This is a genomic window from Pseudanabaena sp. PCC 9330, assembly GCF_055795045.1.
Window position 1 is genome coordinate 252775 of sequence record NZ_JAYFES010000115.1, and the last position, 22829, is coordinate 275603.

Below are 22829 nucleotides of genomic sequence, written 5' to 3' on the forward strand. Positions count from 1 at the left end.
AAACCTTTGCTGTCAAAGGTGAGGTAATCGGGGGGTGAGGATCGCAGGGATTTTTTCTATATCGGCGTGGGTCTTGGCCCAAACAGGACGGTGCCCAGACGCACCATAGTGGCTCCACCAGCGATCGCTATTTCGTAATCTCCTGACATGCCCAACGACAGCTGGTCGATGTGTAGACGGCTAAAGCCCTGCTGATTGATGCGATCGCCCAGTGCCTTTGCCCCACTAAACACTTCGCGCACTGTTTCCTCGCTGGCTCCCTGGGGGGGAATGGCCATCAGCCCGCAAATTTTGAGATGGGCGAGCTGGTCAAATTCTGGCAGGAGAGCCTCTAACTCTGCCAGGTCAATGCCAGCTTTGGGCGGGTCGGGCACGATCTTGACCTGAAGACAGCACTGGGGGGTGCGGCAGGTTTCGGCGGCGATCGCATCTAGCCGCTGGGCCAGCTTTAGAGTGTCAACGGAGTGAATCCAGTCAAAGTGTTCGACGGCTTTGCGGGCTTTGTTGCTCTGGAGCGCGCCGATCAGATGCCAGGTGATGTCGGGCAGGTCAGTGAGTTCGGCCTGTTTAGCGATCGCCTCCTGTACCCGGCTTTCGCCAAAGTGGCGCAGGCCCTGGCCGTAGGCCGCCCGAATCGTCTCAGCCGGCAGAAACTTAGTCACCGCTACCAGCGTGACGCTGGGAGGAATGGAGCTAACAATGCGATCGAACTGCTCGGGCAGGCTGCCGGGGGCCACGGTCATTGAAAGGTTTGCTTGTAGGTGTGCTGGAGGCGATCGAAGTCGACCTGCTGACCGGCGCGACGCAGACTGCGTAGGCGACCTTCGAGCATGAGGCGAGCATTGCTGCGCCCTAGGGGCTGAAACACCAGCCCCTCTCCCGGTGGCTGGGTAACCAAGAAAAAGAGCCGCTGGGCATAGAGTGTGGCATACAACTCTTGCCCATCATCTACAGAGCATACTCTGAAGAGCAGGCCAAAATTGGGATGATTGAGATAGGTTTCAGTGCTCATTCAAGTATGAAAAGGCGTCGTCTATACGACAGGATGATGGTTTCGTCCGTAAAATTCGCCACATGCATTCTAGAACTTGCCGCGCATTCCCTATACATTTTGGGTTTAAAGCAGGAGCTGATTGAGACTGATTGCAAATCAGCCTAACCCTAGGGCTAGCAGCTGCGCCTTTGCTTTTTGCAGCGATTCTTGCCATTCGTGCCGGGGGTCGCTGTCGGCGACAATGCCCGCCCCCACCTGGCCCCACACGGTAGAGGCCGTTAACAAACCATCAGTATGCCCAAATAGCAGTGTGCGAATCAAAATATTCAGATCGAGATTGCCCCGCCGGTCGAGATAGCCGCAAGAGCCATAAAACAAACTGCGGCGCACGGGTTCCAAATCTTCAATAATCTCCATACACCGAACTTTAGGACAGCCGGTGATGGTGCCGCCGGGGAACGCAGCGCGAATCAGGTCGATGGCGGTGTGCTCATTTTGCAGATTGCCCACCACGTTGCTCACCAGGTGCATCACATGGCTGTAGTACTCCACCGTTAAGAGTTCGTCTACCTGCACAGTACCCCATTGGCACACCCGGCCCAGGTCGTTGCGCTCCAGATCGACCAGCATGATGTGCTCGGCCCGCTCCTTGGGGTTGCTAAGCAGGGTCTGGGCCAGTTCAGCATCCTCGGCGGGGGTCGCGCCTCGGGGGCGGGTACCGGCGATGGGTCGGGTCTGGGCCATGCCCTTCTGAAGCTGCACTAGCCGCTCGGGGGAGCAGCTGATCACATCGCCCCAGGGGGTGCTCCAGTAGCAGGCAAAGGGCGACGGGTTGATGTGCTGAAGCCTGCGGTACAGCGCCCAGCTATGGGCAGTGGTCTGAGTCGAAAACCGCAGGGAAAGATTGACCTGAAACACATCTCCCACCTGAATGTGCTGCTTGGCCCGCCGCACCGCCTGCTGGTATTCTGCCGCCGCCATGCCTAGGGTCACAACGCCGGGATTGCCCGTTACTGGGGCAATGAGAGACTCTTCCCCGACCGGCCGGCTGAGCTGCTTCTCCATGGCATCTAGCGCCTCTTGAGCAGGGGCAAACAGCCACAGCCGCTGGGCCTGGTGGTCGAGCACAGCGAACGTAGCTGGCTCGTACCAGAGGGCAACGGGAAAGGGCAGCGGATCATTATTTATGGTGGGCAGGCGCTCGATCTCCCAGGCTAGGTCGTAGCCCAGCCAGCCCAGCCAGCCACCCGTAAAGGGCAGGGTTTCTGCTGCATCTGCTGCATCTCCAAGCAGCTGAAATTGTTCTTCCCCCGCCAACCGCGCCGCCAGCACGGGCAGAATGTCTCCCAGCGCCGGAGTCCACACCTGTGGAAGCGCCCCAACGTAGCGGGGTGGCCCGGCACAGATCGAGTAGCGGCTGTGGACGGCGTGGGGCTGGGCAGCGGTGGGTAGGGGGTAGGGGCTTTCTAGCAGCGCTACCAGGGTGGAGAGACTGGGGGGCCGCTGCAACAGGTCGCCGTAGAGGTTTTGAAAGATATCGCTGCCGGTGCGGTGCGCTAGGGGCTGCGATCGCACCCACAAAGTGTGAATGGGGCTCAAAGCTCGCCGCCCCATACCCAGCGCCCCCACCAAAACACCGCCAGCAGCCCCAGGGCAAACCAGTCCCAGCGGCGCAGCACCATTTGGTACCAGCGCACCCGGTGCTCGTTGGGGCTAGTAAAGCCGCGCACCTCCATCGCCGCCGCAATCTGCTCGGCCCGCAGCAGCAGGTTTTGCAGCAGCCGCTCCGTCACCGCCAGCCACACCTGGGCCGAGCCGCGAAAGCCCAGCTTCTTCCAGTTGATGGCGCGGGTCTGCACCGATCGCACCAAATTCTGCACCTCCTCTAGCACCAGCGGGATAAACCGCAGGGAGAGGGTCACCGTCAGCGCAATCTCGGTCACCGGCAGGCGAAACCAGCGCAGCGGGGCCATCAGCGCCTCTAGGGCCACGGTAATTTCTTCGGGCGCGGTGGTCAGCAAAAACAGGTTGGTGCCGTAGATCAGGGTAAACAGCAGGGTGCCAATGCGAATGCCCAGATCGAGCGATCGCCGCGTCACCGTAATTGGCCCCCAGTCAAACACCACGTAGCGGTATGAGGTCGGCTGGGGCAGCTCCGGCAGCACCTCTGGCGGCTCTGGCATCTGCGCCATCGCCCCTGGCGTCGGCAGACGCGGCGTCTGTGCCACCTGCAAACCGTCCGGCATCACAAAGGTCAACCCCATCACCAGGGTACTCAGCAGGACCAGCCAGCCCATCTGCTGCCGCCACACCCGCAGCGGAATCCACGCCGCCAAGGTCAGCAGCACCAGCAGCGCCACCAGACCAAACCGCCAATAGGCATTGGCCAAAATCGGCGTCACCAAAATGCTCGTCAGCCAGGCCATTTTAACCCTAGGGTCGAGCCGGTGCAGCCAGGTAACGGGCTGCTCCAGGTAAAGGCCAATGGGTAAAGAGCGAAGCAGATCCATCGAGTCAGATCAAATGAGACAACAGATTCTAGAGCGGCAAGCAGCAGATGGCGATCGAGCGCATCCTATTAACTCTACCCACGGATCAACCTTACGCGGGGCGGCAGGTATGGGCGAAAACTAGCCGCTCCCAGAGCCGGATCGCCCGAGAGAAAGAGGTACTGCTCAGGATCACGCATGGTTTGGCGGTTTGGCGGCTGGCAGAGCCTCCAGCATGGTCGCGGCGGCCCCATCTGCCCCGTAGGGAGACCACATAGGGTAAGCCTGACCAGGTTTAAGCAGATCAGCTTCCTGCTGGGCCAGTTCTGAAATCAAAAGCTGCATGATGTAGAACTTGTCTGGACGACTCAGCTCTCTCAAGCTAGAGATCAATTCTGGTGAAACCATAGCCGCTAACGACCCACTAACCAACGCTACTCAGCCAAAACTACCCATCCCAACCTCCTACACCTTGGTCGCTCGGTTGGGGTTGTTGCGCTCTAGGTCGCGCATGGCCTTGCCCCGCCAGAAGATGCGAATGGGCGTGCCCTCAAACCCCAGGTTTTCGCGAAACTGCCGCTCCACGTAGCGACGGTAGTTATCTTTAAGCAAGTGGGGATCGTTGACAAACAGCGTGAAGGAGGGGGGGCGCACGGTGACCTGGGTGCCGTAGTAGATGCGGCCCTGGCGGCCCTGGCGGGTGGTGGGGGGCGTATGCCACTTCACCGCATCTTCGAGCACTTCGTTAACCACCGAGGTGCTGACCCGGCGGCGGTGTTGCTCCACCGCCACATCCACCAGCTCTAGAATTTTGGGTACTCGCTGGCCGGTCTTGGCGCTGACAAAGATGCGCTTGGCCCAGTCGAGAAAGTTGAGCCGAGCGGCAATCTGGTGGTCAAAGTCGTAGATGGTGTGGCTATCTTTCTCGACAGCGTCCCACTTGTTGACGACGATGACGCAGGCGCGCCCGTCTTCTTCGATGCGGCCCGCCAGCTTTTGGTCTTGCTCGGTGACACCGTCGAGGGCGTCGATGACTAGCAGTACTACGTCAGCCCGGCGGATCGCCTTAAAGGCGCGATTGATGCCAAAAAATTCTGGCCCGTACTCGACGCTTTTTTTCTTGCGAATGCCGGCGGTGTCGATCAGGCGGTAGATTTTGTCGCCGTGCTGCACCTGCATGTCGATCGCATCGCGGGTCGTGCCCGAGATCGGGCTGACGATGGCGCGGGTTTCGCCCACAAAGGCGTTCAGCAGACTCGACTTGCCCACGTTGGGCCGCCCCACAATGGCGACCTTAATCTCCTCTTCGGCCACTTCTTCCACCGTTTCGGGCAGAAACTCTATCAGAGCATCGAGCAGTTCCCCTGTGCCATTGCCGTGGATGCCGGAGACCGCAAAGGGTTCGCCCAGCCCCAGCTCCCAAAACTGCGCCGCCTGCACCAGGCCGTTGTCGAGCGATTCGCACTTGTTCACCGCCAGCACCACGGGTACCGACTGCTGCCGCAGCCAGCTGGCGATTTCGCGATCAGATTCGGTGGGGCCGGTTTTGCCATCGACCACCAGCACCGCCGCGCTGGCTTCCGACAGCGCTAGCTGGGCCTGTTCGCGAATGTAGGGCAAAAACTCGGTGTCGTCGTCGAAAACTAGGCCGCCGGTATCGACCACCAGATAGTCGCGATCGCGCCAAAAGGCGGGCTGATAGGTGCGATCGCGCGTCACCCCTGGCTGGTCGTAGACAATAGCGTCTTGAGCCCCGGCCAGGCGGTTCACTAAGGTAGATTTGCCCACATTTGGGCGTCCGATAACCGCAACAATTGGCAGAGGCATGACTTGGGCCTTTAGAACAGATAAATGGTTCGGTAGACCTGGAAGCCACACATTGCTAGACGCCCAGATCACTAAATTAAAGGTGAGAAAATCTTCTCAATCTTTCCATTGTAGTCAAGGGATCACGGTCTGGGGAACCAAAGTGAGTAAAGGTTGACCTACAGCAGGCGGCTAAGACTGAGCCCAAAACCGGGCAAAACGCCTTCTCCCGAGACTGAGCCAGGGTTGTCTAGCACCTCGACCGGGTGCTCTGGGCGATAGACTTCTACCTGTTTGTCTTGGGGGTTGATCAACCAGCCTAGGCGCACCCCATTGGCCATATATTCCTGCATTTTGACCTGGAGAGTTGGCAGGCTATCGGTTTCAGAGCGCAGCTCAATCACAAAGTCGGGCGCGATCGGCGGAAACCTGCGCCGCTGCTCTGGGGTCAGTGCCTCCCACGACCTAGGCGGCATCGGGAGAGCGATCGCCCCCATTGGGCAACTTAAAGCCGAAGAACAGGATTTGCTCGACCTCAGCCGAGGGCTTGATCTAAGTCAGTAATGATATCTTCAACAGATTCTAAGCCAATGGAAAGGCGCAGCAGGTTGGGGGCGGTGGCGGTGCCTTTCTCGATAGAGGCGCGGTGCTCGATGGTGCTGTGGGGGCTGCCAAAGCTAGTGGCACGGGCGATCAGGCGGGTCTTAGCAGCGACGGCCATGGCCTGTTCCTGGTCGCCTTTGACCAAAAACGACAGCAGCCCACCGTAGCCAGTCATCTGCTTTTGGGCCACGCTATGGCCCGGATGATCGGCTAACCCTGGGTAGAGCACCCGCTCGATCGCCGGGTGTTGGGCCAGCCACTCGGCCACGGTCTGGGCGGTCTGGGCCTGGGCGCGCACACGCAGGGGTAGGGTTTGCAGGCCCCGCAGGGTGAGCCAGCAGTCGAAGGGCGATGGCACAGCTCCCCCAATGGTTTGAACCAGCCGCAGCTGATCGAAGATAGGGTTAGACTCGCGGGTTACCACCGCACCGCCGATCACATCCCCGTGGCCCGCCAGATACTTGGTGGTGGCATGAATGACAAAGTCGGCCCCATGGGTGAGCGGGGTTTGCAGCACTGGGGAGGCGATAGTGTTGTCGCAGGCCAAGTAGGCATTGGCTTGGTGGGTCAGGTCTGCGATCGCTCGAATATCCGTCACCGACAACTGCGGGTTCGAGGGCGTTTCGATCAGCACCAGCCGGGTGTTGGGGCGCAGAGCCTCGGCCACGGCTTCCAAATCGGTGGTGTCTACCAGGGTGTGGCTCAGCCCCCAGGAGGTAAAGATCTGGCTGAGCATTTGCTGCACACCAAAGTAGACGCTCTGGGGTGCAATCACATGGTCGCCCGATCGCAGGGCTTGCAGCAGGCTAAAGGTAGCCGCCGACCCCGAGGCAAAGGTGGCGGTCTCTATGCCGTTTTCGAGGGTGGCCAGGGCCGTTTCAAGGGCGTCGCGGTTGGGGTTGCCGCTGCGGCCATAGACATAGCCGTGGGGGTAGCTGCCGTCGCCATCGCGCTCAAAGGTAGTCGACAGGTGAATGGGAGGGGTGAGCGCCCCGGTGGCCGGGTCAATGTCTCTGCCGCTGTGGATGGCTTGGGTCTCAGGCGAGAAAGAAGAAGCGTCAGGAGCCATAGGATTCAGAGGCCATAGAATTTGGGAAAGCGATGTTCTCGATTGTAGAGCCGTTCTCCGGTGGGGATAGTTCGCTGGCTCTAGGGGGGCATGCTGACAATATCTGGTGAAGACCCCTATTTCGTTTCTTGCCCTTGCTATGGATGCGATCGTTACCTCTGTTCTCGTCTTTGTGTTTGGGTCTGCCGTGGGCAGCTTTCTCAACGTGGTGATCTACCGCATACCGGCGGGGCTATCGCTGGTGCAGCCGCCCTCGCGCTGCCCCCAGTGCGAAACTCGGCTTCAGCCCCGTGACAATGTGCCGGTGCTGGGCTGGCTCTGGCTCAAGGGGCGCTGCCGCTACTGCCGATCGCCCATTTCGCCCCGCTACCCGTTGATTGAGGCGTTTGTGGGCTGCTTGTTTTTGGCAACCTACTGGCTGCTGGGGCTGGGCTGGGCCACGGTGGGCTACTGGCTGCTCTTGAGCTGGCTGGTGGCGCTAACTTTTATCGACATTGATACCCTGACGCTGCCAAATGCCCTCACCCAGTCGGGCCTGGCACTGGGGCTAGCGGTGAAATTTGCCCTCCCCTGGCTGCAAGGGGAACCCTGGCCCAGCCCAATTCAGGGATTGCTCGGCGGTGTGCTAGGAGCAGTGCTGGGCATTTGGATCTTTGATTTGATTACTATCTTTGCCTCGGCGGCCCTGGGGCAGACCGCTATGGGCGGTGGCGATGCCAAGCTGGCGGCGATGCTAGGGGCTTGGCTGGGCTGGCAGGGGGTGCTGCTGAGCGGGTTTTTGGCCTGTGTGGTGGGGGCCGTAGTGGGCGGCGGGGCGATCGCCCTCAAGCTGATCAGCCGCCGTCAGCCCATGCCCTTTGGGCCATTTTTGGCGATTGGTGCCGTTCTGACGATATTTTGGGGCGAAACATTGATTGGAGCCTACCGAGCGGTCTTTTTTCCAACGTTTTAGGTGGTTTTGGTAGACCATGCTCATCAAGGGTAGATGCGATCGCTGGAGACGACCTTAAAATATTGGAGCGTGCCAACGTTGGGTAGTTAAGGTAGCGAAGTATTGCTTTGGAGAGAGGGGTTCGTTAGCTTAACAAAGCCACCCTCCACAAACCGCTGCTTTGCTCAATCTATGGCGCACCCTGAGCTTGACCCCCAGACCGTTGACCGCGTCATTGAGATGGCCTGGGAAGACCGCACCCCCTTTGAGGCGATCGAGTTTCAGTTTGGACTGACAGAGCCGCAGGTGATTGCCATCATGCGGCGCGCCATGCAGCCGTCGAGCTTTCGGATGTGGCGCAAGCGGGTGACGGGGCGCAAGACCAAGCACCAGCACCAGCGAGACTTTGGTCTAGGTCGGTTCAAGTCGGCCAATCAAAAATAGCTTGGCTCCGCCCATGCAGGCCAAGCCCTGCGACCTGTGCCAGACGTTGGCAACGGTGCGCTACCGCATTCAGTGCCAGCCTGAGGCCGGTTGGATGCTAGTATGCCCCGCCTGTCAACAGCAGCAGAGTGCCCAAAACCCCCATTACCGCTACGGCGGCACCTGGAAGGCGCGCCGCAAGAGGAGATGAGCACTCTAGCTTGAGGCGCTGGTGTAAAACCGCAGGGCAAACCGCCAGAATCGGTTGGCCACGACTAGCAAGATGCCCGCCAGCAGGGCCGAGGCCAGCAGCCAGCCGCGCCCACCCTGACCCAACATGGCTTGAGCTGGCACCGTGGTCAAAAACGCCACCGGCACCACAAAGGTAAAAAACACTCGGTAGGCCGCCGGATAGGCTGCGATCGGGAAGCGCCCCGCCTCTAGCAGCCCCCGCAGCACCTCGGTGACATTGTAGATTTTGACAAACCAAATGCTGGTGGCCCCCAGCATAAACCACAGGCTATAGAGGGTAATAGCGCCCAAGATTAACGGCACCAGCGCTAAGGCGTAGTCGGCCCAGCCCAGCCCCAGGCGGCTACCGCCATAGCCAATCATAATCAGCCCAAACACCACGTCGGGCAGCCCCCAGGGCGAGATGATGCGGGTCGAGAGCCAAAACTGAGAGCTAATCGGCTTGAGCAGCACAAAGTCGAGGGTGCCCTGCTGCACCTGGTTGACAATTTTGTTCAGGTTGGGGATGAGCACCATGGCTGAGAAGCCCTGAAGCACGGTAAACAGCCCCAGCACCAGCAGAGCCGCCTCCCAGCTCCAGCCCTCGAACTGGTAGCCAGTGCGGTAGAAGAGAAACAGGCCAAACAGACTGCCCACGAGGCCACCCAGGCTGATCAGGGCGGTGACGAGAAAATTGAGCCGGTATTCTAGCTCGGCGGCGATCGCCGTCGCCCAAAACAGCCGCAGCACCTTCCAATAGCGCTTCATCTACGCCCCCATGCCCGAATATTGCTTCAGCCCCAGCCGCCACAGCCAGCGGTTGAGCCCCCAAAACACCAGCGACCAGATCACCATCGCCGCAAAGCCCTGAGCGACATGCTCAGGCCGGTTGATCAGCAGGCTAGCCGGAAAGTAAATCAGATAGGGAAACGGCGTCCACAGCACCACCTCCCGCACCGCGTCGGGGAACAGCGACAGCGGGGCTACCATGCCCGACAGAAAGGTGTAAAGTAAAAACCAGAACTGCTCTAGGGCGCTGGCTCGCTCCGTCCAGAAGGCGGCGAGGGCAAAGGTGTACTGCATGAGAAACCGCAGGCAAAAGGCCAGCGCGATCGCCAGCAGCCCCAGCAGCAGGTTATCGAGCCGGGGTAGCCAGGCGGCGTAGGGGTAGAGCAGCAAAAATAAACCCACCAGCAAAAAGGCAAAGGGCAGCCGGGCAAAGCGCTCTGACACATGGCTAAAGAAGTGCCGCCAGACCGGGTCGATGGGCTGCAAAAGGTAGGGCGACAGCTTGCCTTCTACCACCTCGCGCTCAAACTCCCAGATTACCCAGACCACAGTGAACTGGCGCACCAAGAACACCGCCAAAAAGTATTGCACCAGCTCAGTGGGGGTGAGGTCAAAGCGATCGCCCTGGGCCGCCTCCACCCACAGCCCCATGAGAATTAGCGGAAAGGTGCCCGACAGCACCCAAAACACTAACTCAGCGCGGTACTCCACCATATAGGCGTAGTACACCGACAGCATCACGCGAGCTATTTTGAGCGATTTCCTCACTGCCAACCTCATGGGGGTGAACCCTTATCCTACCAATCTGGCCGATAGAGATCGTTGGCCAAGGCTAGCGCCAGTTTTCGCGGCGCTGGCGGGGGTTCATCAACTCGTTGAGCCCCTCGCCCACCAGCGATAGCCCAGTCACCATCAGGGTCAGGGCCAGCCCTGGGAACAATGCTGTCCACCAGATACCGGTGGGGAGCGCATCGAGCGCCTGGCGAATGTCGGCCCCCCACTCGGGCACCTGCTCGGGCAAACCCAGCCCCAAAAAGCCCAGCCCCCCCAGCACCAAAATGGCATCGGCGGCGTTGAGGGTAAACAGCACCGGCACGCTTTGAATCACATTCAAAAACAGGTAGCGGCTCAGCACCACCCAGGTCGAGGCCCCCATGGCCTGGGCCGCTTCGATAAACAGCTCGTTTTTAACGCTGGCGGTGTGGTTGCGCACCACTCGGTAGTACTGGGGAATGTAGGCAATACTCAGGGCCAGAGCCGCATTCACCACCCCGCGCCCCACCACAAAAGCCAGGGTGACCGACAGAAGCAGCCCCGGCAGGGTATAGATCGTATCCATAAAAAACAGCAGGGCGCGATCGAGCCAGCCGCCCAGGTAACCGCTCACCATGCCCAGGGGCACACCGATCGCCACGCTGAGCAGAGTGGCCAAGAGCACCACCTGCCAGGCCGCTCGGGTGCCAAACAGGGTGCGGGCAAACACGTCATAGCCCTGGCGAGTGGTGCCAAACCAGTGGTTCTCGCTGGGGGGCTGGTGAATGGGGTTTTGCAGGGCAGTGGTGGGGTCGGCAATCAATCCCCAGGACTGCATCAGCGGGGCCAATAGGGCAATGAGAATAAATCCCAGGGTGATGGCGATACCCGCCCACATCAGTACTGTAGAGACATTGGCGGCAGATTTAGCCGGGGAGGTGCGCAGCAGGGGCGATCGCGGAGTGGTGGCCATAGCGGCGCGGTAGAGACGCGATAGAGAGCAGGCTCTATTATGCCAGAGCGACTGGTCTTCCTCTCGGTCTAGCAGAGACAGGCATAATGAAGTTAGGCCCAATCCGACCCACAAAACCCCGATCCAAAACCGATTTACAGGGGATATACAGATAGGGCTTGGTATGACCCCGTGAATCGCCCCTGGAGATCGCTATGACTGCCCTCGACACTGCCCCAGCGCTACCCAACCTGCTACTCGATGCGGCGTCATCTTCAACCCCGCGCCCCGGCACCAAGCAGCTGACCCAGGCTCTGCTAGATGCCGAGCGCCAGACCAAGCAGCAACGACAGCAATGGTCTCCACAGGCGTTGTTGGGCACCTGGCGGCTGCGATTTACCGCCCCTAAAAAACCCGCCTACAAAGCTGGACAGCCTGAGGGCAATGGCTTCTATATACCCGGCCTGGCCGCAGCCACCCTCAGCTTTAGCCCAGGGTCTGCCCCTGGCGAGCCGTTGACCATTCAAAATCAGCTCCAGGTGGGGCCACTCAAGCTGCGGTTTACCGGCCCGGCAAAATTTTTGCCCAAAAAGAATCTGCTGGCCTTTGACTTTACTCGCCTTCAGCTCTTGATCGGGGGTCTGAGCCTGATCAACCTGCCCCTGCGGGGTCGATCGACCCCAGCAGACTTTGCCAGTGCTCCGGTGGCTAAGCTGCCGTTTTTTGCGTTTTTTGCCGCCCAAGACAGCTACATTGCCGCCCGGGGGCGGGGCGGTGGCCTGGCCCTGTGGGTCAAAGCCTAGGCCAGGGTCTACCCCCCTAGCATCACCGCCAGGAAGAGGCCGAACAGGGCCATTAACACCCAGCTCAAGCCGCCCAGGTGGGGCTGGGCCAGATCGCGGCGAAAATCGCAGCTGAGGCAAACGTATTCACTTTCGCCGTATTTGACAATGCTGTGACGGCGGCATTGGGGGCATTCGATCTGCGGCTCGTGGGGCTGGTGAAAGGGAACCATCATGGGGGTCTTCTCCTGATAGATATATTTCGTATTTCACTCCTGGTGCGATCGCGTAGGCTGATGTACGCACTGCTGCTCCACAGTCTTAATGTCTAGTGAGAGAATTAGCCGGATTGTGACAGTCATAGCGAAGCTTTCAGAGATTTAGATCAGGCTTTGCCCATAGATGATTACGCCAGCAGGCGGCAAAGCTTTGTCATAACTTCGCTACAACTTTGTATATCACTCACGCTGCTTATGTATATTTATCTGGTGTACAGTGACCTATACGAGCGGTGCCCTACAAGCCGCACAAGGAGACCCCATGGCGAGGAAGTTGGTCAGCTATCGGTTGGCAGACGATCTACAGCAGGCAATCAAGGTGAGGGCCAGTAGCGAGGGCATCTCTGCTACGGAGTTAGTCAACCGGCTGTTGCGTCAAGGTCTAGGAGCAGAGGCTGAAAATGCCCCCTTGGCACAACGGATGTCACACCTGGAGCAGATCGTGCACCAACTAGAACAGCAGCTGGCTGCTCAGGGGGCTAGCCGGGGGTTGTCAGGAGGGGCGATCGCCCCTTCACCCGAGGCCCTAGCCCACCGGCTGATCGCCCTAGAGCAAAAAATCGACGCCTTGACCGCCAGTGGCGAGTCGAGTGGCCCTAGGCTGAAGCCGTCATTTCAGCCCGTGCGTCGGGATCAGTCTCAGGATGAGTTGGCGGCTACTGGCCCCGCCATGTCTACCCTCGATCCCCTTGCCTACGGTGGAGAGCAGTCTCAAGAGGTGGTGCAAATGCCCCTGGCCGCCCTGCGCAAGCTGCTCAGTCTGGCCCCCCCAGACTAGACACATCGGCATCCTGGAACCTCTTTTCCACAGGAGTCACCTATGGCCATGCGGCGTATTTTGCTAGATGAAGGTCTGCTGTTAGAGCTACTGTTTGGCCACCCCCTGCCCATGGGCCAGAGCGATCGCCTGTGGGATCTGATCTTGCAAGGCCACATCAAAGCCTACGTGACAGACTTGGCCCTGGGGCAGGTGGGGCGCTACACCCTGCACATGACCGGATCTGCTGCCCAAAAGAGCAATCAGAAAACCGCCCTGGCTCAGATCTCTACCCTCTTTGCCCGCTGCCCTCTCGACCCTGCCGTGGTCAAAACCGCCCAGGCCCTGCCGCTCGGATGGCCCTTTGCCCTACAGACCGCGATCGCCACCCACCTGGGGCTAGATGGCATTGTCACCCATCGGCCCCTCGACTACGTCACCGATACCGGCGTTGAAGAGGTGCCCGTGTACACCCCCGGTCACCTACTGGTCAAGTACACCGCTGGTGCCCTAAACCACAGTCGTCGTCAGCTCGAAACCCAGTACCAAGACGACGCTACAACCCACCAGCGCGACTGGCTGGGGCACCTAGAGCATGTGCAGGTCTGCTGCGGTCAGGCCCAGCCCACGGCCACCGTGCGGCTGCAAACCCCCTTGGGCTACATCTGCCAGGAGACCGCTTCGGGGGTCGGGCCAGTGGATGCCGCCCTCAGGGCGCTCAATCTGGCAGTCAACCGCTACATACCCGTAGCTGACGTGCGGATGGTGTACTACCGCTGCCTAGCTACTACCGCAGATTCGCCGGTGTCAGCCATGGTGTTGCTAGAGCGCCAGCGTATGCCCTTCCCCGGTCGCGGCTTTCACCAGGATGTGGTCATGGCGTCTATTGAGGCCTATTTGGATGCCCTGGGGTATTTGATTTTTTGCGATCGCCTGTGAAAGGTCCGTCAACCAATAAAAAAGGACGGGTGGTCCGCCCTTTTAGGAGATGCGTCTAGCTGACAGAAAGCTGGCCACAGGGGAATCGCCCTAGGCTAAAGTTTCGGGGCAGTAGCCCAGACCCATGACAAACTGACGGCGAAAGGCTTCGATCTCTTCGCGATCGGGCTTGCCGTGGGAAACGATCGCCACCTGGTAGCGGCGCATGACATCGATGGGCGACTGCCCAGTCTCTAGACCCCACAGAGCCATCCGCACCCGAATGCCGGGGTCGTAGGCAATGCCCAGTTCATTCATATAGGCGCGAAAATCTTCGGAATCGCAGACGCCAATGTTGTCATCCATTTTGATGCGAATGACCCATCCGTCAATCTGATGAATCACCGTCATAAACTCTAGGGGCAGCCGGGCACAACTCAGCAGGTGCTCGACCACACGGAGAGTCAAACTGGCGTTGGCGAGGTAGTAGGTGTATTCCATCGTTGACCTTTAGACAGGTGCTACAGTTCTTATTGTCTTGGATGCGCCTGAGAACGGTTAGGGTTAAGTCCCCCTACCTGGTCTGGGTGTATCCCCCCATCTTGGCTGGGCAATGTGCGATCGCGATCAAACCACTTCGGCGGCTATCCCAGAACTAGACTCGCCCCAAACAAACTCGTCTACCGCAGACGCAGAGGCTGCTTTAGGGCCAGATCAAGGGCTAGATAAAGAGATTAATCCAGTGGGCGATCGCTCATCAGCAGAGTATTCCCTGGCGGCGTACCAATATTCTCTACCGCCCGAAAAAATAGCCCAAACCCCCGTCACGCCGAGAGATGCTTCGCGACTGCTGGTGGTCGATAGCCCCACCACCCACCGCCACCACCACTTCCGCGACCTGCCCGCCCTGCTACAGCCCGGAGATCTGCTGGTGCTCAACGACACCAGGGTGATTCCGGCTCGGCTGTGGGGGTACAAACCCAGCGGTGCCCAGGTAGAGGTGTTTTTGCTCGAAGACCAGGGCGACAACCAATGGCTGGCGCTGGTGCGACCGGGGCGGCGTCTCAAGCCGGGGGCGACGGTGTACTTTGGCTCACCCACCCAGCCCGACCTAGTCGCTGAGGTGCTGGCCACCGACCCCGACACCAATGGCCGGGTGCTCAAATTTAAGCCCCAGGTCGATGAATCGCTGTTTGCCCTGTTTGAGCGACTGGGGGAAGTGCCCCTGCCACCCTACATTACCGATAGCTCAGCGACACCCGAGCAGTACCAAACGGTCTACGCTGAGTCACCGGGGGCGGTGGCGGCACCTACCGCCGGGCTGCACTTTACCCCAGAGCTATTTGAACAGTTGGAGGCCATGGGGGTAGGGCGATCGCACATCACCCTCCACGTCGGCGTCGGCACCTTTCGCCCAGTGGAGGCCGACAACATTCTCGACCACACCATGCACGGCGAATGGATCGATGTCTCTGAAGCAACGGTAGAAAAAATCAACGCCACCAAAGCCCAGGGTGGCCGCGTAATCGCCGTAGGCACCACCGTGGTGCGCGCACTGGAGGGGGCGGCCCAGGAGGGCAAATTGCAACCTTACCAGGGCAAAGTCAACCTATTTATCTACCCCGGCTATCGGTACCAAGTCATCGACGGGCTGATCACCAACTTTCACCTGCCGGGGTCTAGCCTGCTAATGCTGGTCAGCGCCCTGGTGGGGCGAGAGCGGCTGCTGGCGCTATATGCAGAGGCGATCGCCCAAGACTATCGGTTTTATTCCTTTGGCGATGCCATGCTGATCTTGCCCACTGCCAAAGTCTAAGTGAGCAGTAGTTAGACCTAGGATAGGCACGCGACGATCTGCCCATCGGCGCGGGTTTCTCAAGCGGTGATTAACCTCCAAAGCCCTTATGCAGCAATGGCTTGAGATAATTCCACCTAAAATGATGGAGACACTTGTTCAGAAAGACCTTCAGCCATCCAGCTCCTATTAGTGAACCAGTGCCCCGCGTTGGGTGAACGGAAAGGCTTTACAGCAGCTCAACGGCGCCTCATCACAACCTTGGCAAAGTGGATGTCGTGATTATGGTTATGAACCGAGGGCTGTGACGCCTGGAGCCTCGTTTGTAATCAGACAACGTCATACCCTCATTCAGCAACGCTGAAAAGTGTAATTTCGATAAAGCTAGCTAAAAAACTGTGGCCCTTCCGGGTGCATACCAGAAACTGTATAGGACGACACAAAGTAGCGCTTGATTGACGACTGGAACCTAGCTACATCAGGACACAATACTGAATCCTTCTTGGCTGCCCCCGATTCAGTAGGGGCAAACAACCGTTTGCCCCTACGGTTAGGCCTTTTGGGAATCGGGATTATGTGACTCGGATTTGGCATAAGACCGTCTTATCACCGCGAAGCCGAGAGAGCCAACACTGTTGATTTGCTTAGCTATTGGGAATAATTAATTAGGTGCCACCTCAGACTTGTTTATGCCTACTTTGATGCAACCCTACATTCTCAGTATCACTCCTTTTTATAACGGAGGCACAGCCTTTTAAGCTTACCTCCAGAGTTTAGAAAGTTTTTTGCCTTTCCTAGATGACATCGCCGCTGAAATCATTTTGGTGGCCGATTGCATTGGCTTTTGGCGACTTCACATATTTAATCGACATCTTTTTCCCTCGCCGTTAGCTGAGCATGATCTAGATGTCATCTAAGCTATTAGCTAATTTTTTGAGAACTATGGATCATTATTCCACTGTAATTATTGGGGCGGGGCCTGCGGGCTTGACTGCTGCCTATGAACTGCAAAAGCACGGTGTTCAATCGGTAGTGCTTGAACAATCCGATCGCGTAGGAGGCATTTCTCGAACTGAGACCTATAAAGATTATCGGTTTGATATTGGTGGCCATCGTTTTTTTACCAAGGTTGATGAAGTCAATGTCCTTTGGCAAGAAATTTTAGGCAATGAATTTATTCGAGTGCCTCGGCTGTCGCGAATCTACTATGATGGCAAATTCTATGACTATCCTCTAACGCTGATCACAACAATTACTAATCTTGGCCTGCTTCGCAGTGGCTTAATTCTTTTCAGCTATTTAGTCGCTAAGCTGAAAAAGTTTCTGCGTTTGAGCTCAGAAGTCGAGACCTTTGAGGATTGGGTGACTGATTGCTTTGGTAAGCGCCTGTATCAAACTTTCTTCAAAACCTATACCGAAAAGGTCTGGGGCATCCCCTGCAACCAGATTCGAGCTGATTGGGCAGCGCAGCGTATTCAAGACATGTCTCTAAAGCGAGCTGTGATAAACGCCCTTTTTGGTAGCCAAAATGCCAAGAGCCTGATCAAAGAATTTGACTATCCGCTCCTAGGCCCCGGCATGATGTGGGAGCGCTGCCAAGCAATTATTGAATCGCAGGGTTCCCCTGTGCATCTCAATACCAAGGTGGTGCGGGTGGTGCGAGAGGGCAGCCGAATTACCAAGGTTATTGCTCAGCAGGGTAATGAAACCTTTGAGCTAACTGGAAACCACTTCATCAATTCTATGCCGATCGCAGCCCTTGTCCACCGCCTTGACCCCCTCGCTCCCGAGGAAGTTTTGGCCGCAGCGCGAGGGCTAAAGTATCGAGATTTTTTGATTGTCTCGCTGATCATTAACCGCGACAAACTTTTCCCCGATAACTGGATTTATATCCACAGTCCGTCCTTTAGGGTAGGGCGCATTCAAAACTTTAAGAACTGGAGTCCAGCAATGGTGCCTGACCCTAGCAAAACCTGTCTAGGCATGGAGTATTTTTGCAGCGAAGGCGATGATCTGTGGAAATTATCAGAAACCCAGCTAATTGAAGTGGCCACCCAAGAAATTATTGGGCTTAATTTGGGAGTCAAACCTAGAGATGTGGAAGATGGCTGTGTTATCCGCCAGCGTAAGGCTTACCCCGTGTATGACGGAGAGTATCGACAGCATTTACAGGTACTTCAAGATTACATATTGACATTTGAGAACTTGCAAACCGTAGGCCGAAACGGCATGCACCGCTATAACAATCAAGATCACTCGATGCTGACAGCCCTGTTGGCTGCAAAAAATATTCTGGGTGAAGACCACAATCTGTGGAATGTAAATGTGGAGAGATCGTACCAAGAAAACTTCACGAACGAGGAATGGAACCGTCGGCAGGTGAATCAGATGCTGCCCAACAGCGCGCCCCCCCTGTCAACGGTCTAGAAAAAGATCCTTTTCTCTAAAGCAGGTTAATCATTCTAATTATTGAATATCGCCCGTGAAAATGCAGTTAGAAAGTCCATGGCTATTTCGCCGCCACATACCCATATCTATCAGCAGAGGCTACGACAAAGCTGCTTTCGTAAACAGCCTAAGACTGGCTGAGACACCGCTAGTTTCGGTCATTATCCCAGCATATAACGCAGAGCAGTCTATTGCCCGAACGCTGGAGTCGGTATTGGCCCAGACTTACCACAATATCGAAGTGCTAGTTATAGACGACGGCTCTCAAGATGACACGGCGGCAATTGTTAGTTGGTATAGGGATCAGGATGATCGGATCAAACTACTTCACCAAGCCAATGCTGGAGTTGCCGCTGCTCGAAATTTAGCAATCCAAGTAGCCAGAGGAGAGTTTATTGCCCCAATTGATGCCGACGACATTTGGAATCCAGAGGCGATCGCCAAACTGGTAGCCCGCTTTCAACAATCTCGCCCAGATGTGGGAGTAGTGTACACCTGGTCGTTAGACATTGACCAGCAAGATCAGCCTACGGGTGGCTTCCATGCGGCGGCAATTGAAGACAACGTCTACAAAACGCTGATTTGTCACAATTTTTTGGGCAATGCCAGTTCTACTTTAATTCGCAAGAGTTGTCTTGATCAGGTGGGTGGGTACGACTCGCAGCTAAAAGCCCAGCAAGCTCAGGGTTGCGAAGATTGGGATTTCTATCTTCGCCTCGCGGCAAAGTATACGTTTGCTGTTGTACCAGAGTTTTTGGTGGGCTACCGCAAGCAAACCACAAGCATGTCAGGTGACTACCAGCAAATGGCGCGATCGCAGCAGTTCATGCTAGAAGCCGCCCAACAAAACCATCCTAAAGTTCCTGGATTTCTTTATCGGCTATCACGCAGCAGCTTTTACATATATCTGGCTCATCAGTGCCATAGCCAGGGGCATGCTACCAACACGATCTTTTGGCTGTGGCAAGCGCTTAAAGCTGACCCAATAACCCCTTTGGTACGGCCTGGATTTTACCAGTTGTTGATTAGCAGTTTGCTCCGGCTAGGGCTTGGCCACAGCGATCTTTCTACACGGGGAGTTGTCAAACGTTCAAATCAAACAGCATCTCTTTCAGATTTTTCTCGCATGCCAGCGGCTTCTCCTTTAGCTCTTCGAGCCAGCTACCCCAAGGTATGGTTCAAGGTGTGGATCAACGAAATTTTACATCGCATGTTGCAATTCATCTAAATTAGTCGGTTAATTTTGCCAATTATAATTAGCTTGGAGCGTCTCTATGTTGTATCCGATTAAGGTTATTGATATTGAATTGAGCCAGCCCATTCCTAACCTTGAGGGGTTGGATGGGTATATGGGTCTACAAGGGCTAGTGCGTTTGCATGGTGTGCCTCTGGGCTATGTTAAGGCCCCAATTTCCTTGGGCAAATGCACTGCTGCAACTTTAAGCAAGCTGATTTTAGAAGAGTATAGCTGGGCGATTATTTGTCAACTGTTGAAAAATGGTCTAGCGTCACCCGATCGCTCAACAGAATTTACCCTAGAGAGCCTAATTGATCTACCCCCTGTAGAGTACCAAGGAGAATGGCCGTTAGTGACGGTGGCAGTTTGTACGCGCGATCGCCCGGACGACATCAAGCTCTGCCTAGAGGCCATTAACGAGCTTGACTACCCCAACCTTGACATTTTGGTGGTGGATAATGCCCCTACTACAGAGAGCACTAAAGATCTAATTAACCAACATTATCCTCAGGTGCGCTATGTGCGAGAGCCTCGCCCTGGCCTAGACTGGGCACGCAACCGCGCTATCTTAGCAGCCAAAGGCGAGATTATTGCCTACACCGATGATGATGTAGTAGTAGATCGAGGTTGGGTAAAGGCAATTGTTCAACCCTTTATTGAAAATCTAGATGTGATGGCGGTAACAGGTCTAGTTGTCCCTTACGAGCTAGAAACCGAAGCCCAAGTTTTGTTTGAAGAGTATGGCGGATTTGGAAAAGGTTTCCAATACAAAGAGTATGAAGCACCAATTAGTCAGACCATACCACATTGGATGCTGGGAGCAGGTCAATATGGGACAGGGGCAAATATGGCATATCGCCTCTCAGTCTTTAAGACTATCGGGGGATTTGATCCTGCCCTAGATGTTGGCACAGTTACTAATGGCGGTGGTGATTTAGACATGTTCTTTCGGATAGTCAAAGAGAATCATTTGCTTGTCTATGAACCGGCAGCTATGGTTAAACATCGACACCGTCAGAGCTATGAGAAGTTAAGAACACAAATCGCCAATAATGGGGTGGGACTGTATTCTTACTTTGTCTGTGAAACCAAGTCATATCCCGATCTGTTTTGGGCTTTCCTCCAATTTGGAATCTGGTGGTTTGTCTATTGGGATATACGCCGCGCTTGGATTTCATTTAAGCATCCTAATAAAATTCCTGCTGAACTAGTTTGGGTAGAGTTCAAAGGTGCTTTTCTCGGTTTGAGCCGTTACAAGAAAGCCAGCCAGAGAGTTCAAGTAATTATTGATGAATTTGGTGGTCAGTCACCTAGTCAATCTAGTATAAAGACATCTAAGAAACTATTTCCAAAGGCTTCTGATGCAATTTCAGAGAAAAATTTTGAGCCAGAACATCGACTTATAATCTCAGAGCATCAGAAACAAAAGCTTAGCCAGAGTGTCGCGATACGGCAAATTAATTTAGAAGAACCGATAAAGACGATTTCAGGTATTGAAAATTATCCTAAAACGCGTCTTTTTTTCACTTGGCATGGTGATCTCATTGGAAGTTACGACATTGAAAACCGATACAGTTCGATCAGCTCCAGGAAATTACAAGACATTCTGGCAAACAATTTTTCAGATAAATTACTCTCTGTAATCCTAAAAATCGATGAGTCTAATTTATTTGATAAGGTTCAGAATGCTTTGTTGAGGATATATGGTGTAGAGCCAGAGTCACAGCTATTGAAACTACCTACAAATATTAAGGTTTCAATTAATTTGGCAACCTTTGACAGGCCAGATGATTTGCGAAACTGTCTCACCTGTTTGCAAAATCAGGAAACTGACCGGGAAGTTGAGATCATTGTTGTTGATAATCATCCAGAATCGGGATTGACTCCTCCTGTAGTTTCCGAGTTTCCTAATATCAAACTAGTGAATGAACCCAGACAGGGTTTAGCCTATGCTCGTAACACTGGATTCATTGCCAGTACCGGAGATATTATCATCGCTACAGATGATGATGTCACCATCCCAAAAGATTGGTTGGAAAAATTGGTAGCCCCCTTTGTACGATCGGATGTAATGATCGTCACCGGAAATGTTCTGCCTCTCCAGTTAGAAACACCTTCTCAACAATTTTTTGAAAAGTATGGTGGTCTCGGTCGAGGATTTAAACGCTTTGAGGTTAATGCCAATTGGTTCGAGTCTTCTCCTCGTTACGCAATCCCAACTTGGCAGTTAGGTGCTACAGCAAATGCTGCTTTTAGGGCAACTATACTATCACATCCTGAAATTGGTCTAATGTATGAAGCCCTTGGGCCTGGAATGCCTTCAGGAGTTGGAGAAGATACCTACCTCTTTTATAAGACAATTAAGGCGGGTTACACACTTGCCTATGAACCTTCTGCTTATCTATGGCATAAGCACCGTCAAGATACTAAAGCATTACGCCGACAGCTATACGGCTATAGCAAGGGACATGTTTCCTATAACCTGACTACATGGTTGCGGGATGGAGACTGGCGGGGAATATACCAAATCCTTATCGGGCTTCCAACTTATCACGTATTTAGAATCGCAAAATATTTGCTTAGGGAAAAGGATTATCCTTTGTCGCTAATTTTACTTGAAATCTGGGGAAACCTAGCAGGACCCTGGTCGCTGTGGAGATCCCGTATCCGGGTAAACAAAGAAGGTCTTAGCGATCCGTTCCCGCAAAGAGGAGATGATAGACGCCTAGAGAAAAATTCAGGTCTCTACCAAGCCACAAAGGTCATCTAGCCGATGAATGTACAACGCCAGATAATGAAGCTTAGTGATAAATTGAGCGTACTCTATCTTTGGGATCTATTACGATCGCTGGTTGATCGTGACATGAAAATCATGTACAAGCGCTCCACCCTAGGAGTCGCCTGGACATTGATCAGCCCTTTGCTTCAGCTATTGGTTTTCGTTTTTGTTTTCCAAGTCATCATTAAAATTGATATTCCTCAATATTCTTCCTACGTCTTTACGGGATTACTCGTCTGGAACTGGTTTCAAAACTCTCTGTTTCAGGCCACTGGCATTATTATTAGCAGTCGTCCACTCATTCGACAGCCGGGTTTTCCCAATGCTGTCTTACCTGTTGTTGTCGTCACCACAGGGTTAATTCATTTTGTCTTAGCGTTGCCTGTGCTATTTATTTTTCTACTCATTGATGGAGTTCGTCTCACACCTATTGTGCTGGTGTTACCGATAATTCAGATTATTCAATTTGCTCTCACTGTTACATTTTCTTATTTTCTTGCATCGATTAATGTCACATTTAGAGATACTCAACATACTCTGGGTGTGCTGCTTCAGTTTTTATTTTATTTAACCCCTATTTTTTATGAGATAGATAATATTCCAAACCGCTACTGGGCTTTCTATGGACTGAATCCGATGGTGCATATTGTCACCAGCTATCGACAGATTTTAATGTGGGGTACGCAGCCCGACTGGCTAGCTCTAGCCATTATCTCGGGTATAGTTGCCGTGCTCATGCCTCTGGGCTACACCCTCTTCAAACGTCAAAGTCTACGATTTGTAGAAGAAATTTAA

Annotated in this window: 23 protein-coding genes and 1 pseudogene; 11 read left to right on the top strand and 13 right to left on the bottom strand. The window is 55.0% G+C overall.

The annotated features are described in order from the left end of the window. Positions 1–56: 56 nt before the first annotated feature. From AC0QKW_RS18470 to AC0QKW_RS18505, 8 genes and pseudogenes are all read right to left on the bottom strand, one after another. Positions 57–743, bottom strand: a complete 687-nt coding sequence (locus AC0QKW_RS18470) for a YggS family pyridoxal phosphate-dependent enzyme (RefSeq protein WP_473152558.1) — start codon at positions 741–743, stop codon at positions 57–59. Beyond that, positions 740–1012 (bottom strand): transcriptional coactivator PipX, encoded by a 273-nt coding sequence (gene pipX, locus AC0QKW_RS18475; protein WP_473152559.1) that lies wholly within the window; start codon positions 1010–1012, stop codon positions 740–742. Before pipX ends, AC0QKW_RS18470 begins: the two co-directional genes overlap by 4 nt. Before the next feature lie 138 nt (positions 1013–1150). Further along, positions 1151–2608, bottom strand: a complete 1458-nt coding sequence (locus AC0QKW_RS18480; protein WP_473152560.1) for an anthranilate synthase component I — start codon at positions 2606–2608, stop codon at positions 1151–1153. Further along, positions 2590–3504 (bottom strand): energy-coupling factor transporter transmembrane component T family protein, encoded by a 915-nt coding sequence (locus AC0QKW_RS18485; protein WP_473152561.1) that lies wholly within the window; start codon positions 3502–3504, stop codon positions 2590–2592. The genes AC0QKW_RS18480 and AC0QKW_RS18485 overlap by 19 nt, the downstream gene beginning before the upstream one ends. A 171-nt stretch (positions 3505–3675) precedes the next feature. Further along, positions 3676–3891: a hypothetical protein gene (locus AC0QKW_RS18490; RefSeq protein WP_473152562.1), complete on the bottom strand. Its 216-nt coding sequence runs from the start codon at positions 3889–3891 to the stop codon at positions 3676–3678. Between the two features lie 57 nt (positions 3892–3948). Then, a complete protein-coding gene (der, locus tag AC0QKW_RS18495; protein ID WP_473152563.1) occupies positions 3949–5310 on the bottom strand; it encodes a ribosome biogenesis GTPase Der in 1362 nt (453 codons plus the stop codon). 158 nt (positions 5311–5468) lie between these two features. After that, positions 5469–5799 (bottom strand): annotated as a pseudogene (locus tag AC0QKW_RS18500) (Uma2 family endonuclease); the annotation flags it as partial. A gap of 25 nt (positions 5800–5824) precedes the next feature. After that, positions 5825–6961, bottom strand: a complete 1137-nt coding sequence (locus AC0QKW_RS18505; protein WP_473152564.1) for a trans-sulfuration enzyme family protein — start codon at positions 6959–6961, stop codon at positions 5825–5827. 139 nt (positions 6962–7100) lie between these two features. Here AC0QKW_RS18505 and AC0QKW_RS18510 point away from each other — a divergent pair, with 139 nt between their 5' ends. From AC0QKW_RS18510 to AC0QKW_RS18520, 3 genes are all read left to right on the top strand, one after another. Continuing rightward, positions 7101–7913 carry a prepilin peptidase gene (locus AC0QKW_RS18510; protein ID WP_473152565.1) on the top strand — a complete coding sequence of 271 codons (813 nt, stop codon included), beginning with the start codon at positions 7101–7103 and terminating at the stop codon, positions 7911–7913. Positions 7914–8084: 171 nt separating this feature from the next. After that, the gene (locus AC0QKW_RS18515; RefSeq protein WP_473152566.1) at positions 8085–8336 is read left to right on the top strand and encodes a TIGR03643 family protein; all 252 of its coding nucleotides are present in this window, start codon (positions 8085–8087) and stop codon (positions 8334–8336) included. A 13-nt stretch (positions 8337–8349) separates the two neighbouring features. After that, positions 8350–8526 (top strand): hypothetical protein, encoded by a 177-nt coding sequence (locus tag AC0QKW_RS18520; RefSeq protein WP_473152567.1) that lies wholly within the window; start codon positions 8350–8352, stop codon positions 8524–8526. Between the two features lie 5 nt (positions 8527–8531). Here the strand turns inward: AC0QKW_RS18520 and AC0QKW_RS18525 are convergent, their stop codons facing one another. From AC0QKW_RS18525 to AC0QKW_RS18535, 3 genes are all read right to left on the bottom strand, one after another. Next, positions 8532–9314 carry an ABC transporter permease gene (locus AC0QKW_RS18525; protein WP_473152568.1) on the bottom strand — a complete coding sequence of 261 codons (783 nt, stop codon included), beginning with the start codon at positions 9312–9314 and terminating at the stop codon, positions 8532–8534. Beyond that, positions 9315–10103: an ABC transporter permease gene (locus AC0QKW_RS18530; protein WP_473153005.1), complete on the bottom strand. Its 789-nt coding sequence runs from the start codon at positions 10101–10103 to the stop codon at positions 9315–9317. It abuts the gene before it with no gap. A gap of 64 nt (positions 10104–10167) precedes the next feature. Further along, positions 10168–11061, bottom strand: a complete 894-nt coding sequence (locus tag AC0QKW_RS18535) for an ABC transporter permease (RefSeq protein ID WP_473152569.1) — start codon at positions 11059–11061, stop codon at positions 10168–10170. A gap of 194 nt (positions 11062–11255) precedes the next feature. Between AC0QKW_RS18535 and AC0QKW_RS18540 the strand changes: the two genes are divergently transcribed. Continuing rightward, positions 11256–11843 carry a hypothetical protein gene (locus AC0QKW_RS18540; RefSeq protein WP_473152570.1) on the top strand — a complete coding sequence of 196 codons (588 nt, stop codon included), beginning with the start codon at positions 11256–11258 and terminating at the stop codon, positions 11841–11843. A gap of 8 nt (positions 11844–11851) precedes the next feature. Here the strand turns inward: AC0QKW_RS18540 and AC0QKW_RS18545 are convergent, their stop codons facing one another. Continuing rightward, the gene (locus AC0QKW_RS18545) at positions 11852–12058 is read right to left on the bottom strand and encodes a hypothetical protein (protein ID WP_473152571.1); all 207 of its coding nucleotides are present in this window, start codon (positions 12056–12058) and stop codon (positions 11852–11854) included. Positions 12059–12362: 304 nt separating this feature from the next. Here AC0QKW_RS18545 and AC0QKW_RS18550 point away from each other — a divergent pair, with 304 nt between their 5' ends. Together AC0QKW_RS18550 and AC0QKW_RS18555 are read left to right on the top strand one after the other, a co-directional pair. Further along, entirely contained in the window at positions 12363–12878 is a 516-nt protein-coding gene (locus AC0QKW_RS18550) for a hypothetical protein (protein ID WP_473152572.1), read from the top strand. Positions 12879–12920: 42 nt separating this feature from the next. After that, the gene (locus AC0QKW_RS18555; protein WP_473152573.1) at positions 12921–13796 is read left to right on the top strand and encodes an alpha-isopropylmalate synthase regulatory domain-containing protein; all 876 of its coding nucleotides are present in this window, start codon (positions 12921–12923) and stop codon (positions 13794–13796) included. A 90-nt stretch (positions 13797–13886) separates the two neighbouring features. Here AC0QKW_RS18555 and AC0QKW_RS18560 read toward each other — a convergent pair whose 3' ends face one another. Further along, a complete protein-coding gene (locus AC0QKW_RS18560) occupies positions 13887–14276 on the bottom strand; it encodes a hypothetical protein (RefSeq protein ID WP_473152574.1) in 390 nt (129 codons plus the stop codon). A gap of 112 nt (positions 14277–14388) precedes the next feature. On the opposite strand from AC0QKW_RS18560, the gene queA reads away from it, so the two are divergent. The 5 genes from queA to AC0QKW_RS18585 all read left to right on the top strand — a co-directional run bounded on the left by queA (position 14389) and on the right by AC0QKW_RS18585 (position 22829). Beyond that, a complete protein-coding gene (gene queA / locus AC0QKW_RS18565; protein ID WP_473152575.1) occupies positions 14389–15591 on the top strand; it encodes a tRNA preQ1(34) S-adenosylmethionine ribosyltransferase-isomerase QueA in 1203 nt (400 codons plus the stop codon). A 921-nt stretch (positions 15592–16512) separates the two neighbouring features. Beyond that, positions 16513–17997, top strand: coding sequence for an NAD(P)/FAD-dependent oxidoreductase (locus AC0QKW_RS18570; protein ID WP_473152576.1), 1485 nt, complete (start codon positions 16513–16515; stop codon positions 17995–17997). Positions 17998–18058: 61 nt separating this feature from the next. Beyond that, on the top strand, positions 18059–19246 hold the full coding sequence (locus tag AC0QKW_RS18575) for a glycosyltransferase family 2 protein (protein WP_473153006.1): 1188 nt from the start codon (positions 18059–18061) through the stop codon (positions 19244–19246). Between the two features lie 46 nt (positions 19247–19292). Next, a complete protein-coding gene (locus tag AC0QKW_RS18580) occupies positions 19293–22025 on the top strand; it encodes a glycosyltransferase family 2 protein (protein ID WP_473152577.1) in 2733 nt (910 codons plus the stop codon). A gap of 3 nt (positions 22026–22028) precedes the next feature. Then, positions 22029–22829, top strand: a complete 801-nt coding sequence (locus AC0QKW_RS18585) for an ABC transporter permease (RefSeq protein ID WP_473152578.1) — start codon at positions 22029–22031, stop codon at positions 22827–22829.

Coding starts and splice junctions, on each gene's coding strand:
- AC0QKW_RS18470 (WP_473152558.1), bottom strand. CDS start 743: ATGACCGTGGCCCCCGGCAGCCTGCCCGAGCAGTTCGATCGCATTGTT.
- pipX (WP_473152559.1), bottom strand. CDS start 1,012: ATGAGCACTGAAACCTATCTCAATCATCCCAATTTTGGCCTGCTCTTC.
- AC0QKW_RS18480 (WP_473152560.1), bottom strand. CDS start 2,608: ATGGGGCGGCGAGCTTTGAGCCCCATTCACACTTTGTGGGTGCGATCG.
- AC0QKW_RS18485 (WP_473152561.1), bottom strand. CDS start 3,504: ATGGATCTGCTTCGCTCTTTACCCATTGGCCTTTACCTGGAGCAGCCC.
- AC0QKW_RS18490 (WP_473152562.1), bottom strand. CDS start 3,891: ATGGTTTCACCAGAATTGATCTCTAGCTTGAGAGAGCTGAGTCGTCCA.
- der (WP_473152563.1), bottom strand. CDS start 5,310: ATGCCTCTGCCAATTGTTGCGGTTATCGGACGCCCAAATGTGGGCAAA.
- AC0QKW_RS18505 (WP_473152564.1), bottom strand. CDS start 6,961: ATGGCTCCTGACGCTTCTTCTTTCTCGCCTGAGACCCAAGCCATCCAC.
- AC0QKW_RS18510 (WP_473152565.1), top strand. CDS start 7,101: ATGGATGCGATCGTTACCTCTGTTCTCGTCTTTGTGTTTGGGTCTGCC.
- AC0QKW_RS18515 (WP_473152566.1), top strand. CDS start 8,085: ATGGCGCACCCTGAGCTTGACCCCCAGACCGTTGACCGCGTCATTGAG.
- AC0QKW_RS18520 (WP_473152567.1), top strand. CDS start 8,350: ATGCAGGCCAAGCCCTGCGACCTGTGCCAGACGTTGGCAACGGTGCGC.
- AC0QKW_RS18525 (WP_473152568.1), bottom strand. CDS start 9,314: ATGAAGCGCTATTGGAAGGTGCTGCGGCTGTTTTGGGCGACGGCGATC.
- AC0QKW_RS18535 (WP_473152569.1), bottom strand. CDS start 11,061: ATGGCCACCACTCCGCGATCGCCCCTGCTGCGCACCTCCCCGGCTAAA.
- AC0QKW_RS18540 (WP_473152570.1), top strand. CDS start 11,256: ATGACTGCCCTCGACACTGCCCCAGCGCTACCCAACCTGCTACTCGAT.
- AC0QKW_RS18545 (WP_473152571.1), bottom strand. CDS start 12,058: ATGATGGTTCCCTTTCACCAGCCCCACGAGCCGCAGATCGAATGCCCC.
- AC0QKW_RS18550 (WP_473152572.1), top strand. CDS start 12,363: ATGGCGAGGAAGTTGGTCAGCTATCGGTTGGCAGACGATCTACAGCAG.
- AC0QKW_RS18555 (WP_473152573.1), top strand. CDS start 12,921: ATGGCCATGCGGCGTATTTTGCTAGATGAAGGTCTGCTGTTAGAGCTA.
- AC0QKW_RS18560 (WP_473152574.1), bottom strand. CDS start 14,276: ATGGAATACACCTACTACCTCGCCAACGCCAGTTTGACTCTCCGTGTG.
- queA (WP_473152575.1), top strand. CDS start 14,389: ATGTGCGATCGCGATCAAACCACTTCGGCGGCTATCCCAGAACTAGAC.
- AC0QKW_RS18570 (WP_473152576.1), top strand. CDS start 16,513: ATGGATCATTATTCCACTGTAATTATTGGGGCGGGGCCTGCGGGCTTG.
- AC0QKW_RS18575 (WP_473153006.1), top strand. CDS start 18,059: ATGCAGTTAGAAAGTCCATGGCTATTTCGCCGCCACATACCCATATCT.
- AC0QKW_RS18580 (WP_473152577.1), top strand. CDS start 19,293: ATGTTGTATCCGATTAAGGTTATTGATATTGAATTGAGCCAGCCCATT.
- AC0QKW_RS18585 (WP_473152578.1), top strand. CDS start 22,029: ATGAATGTACAACGCCAGATAATGAAGCTTAGTGATAAATTGAGCGTA.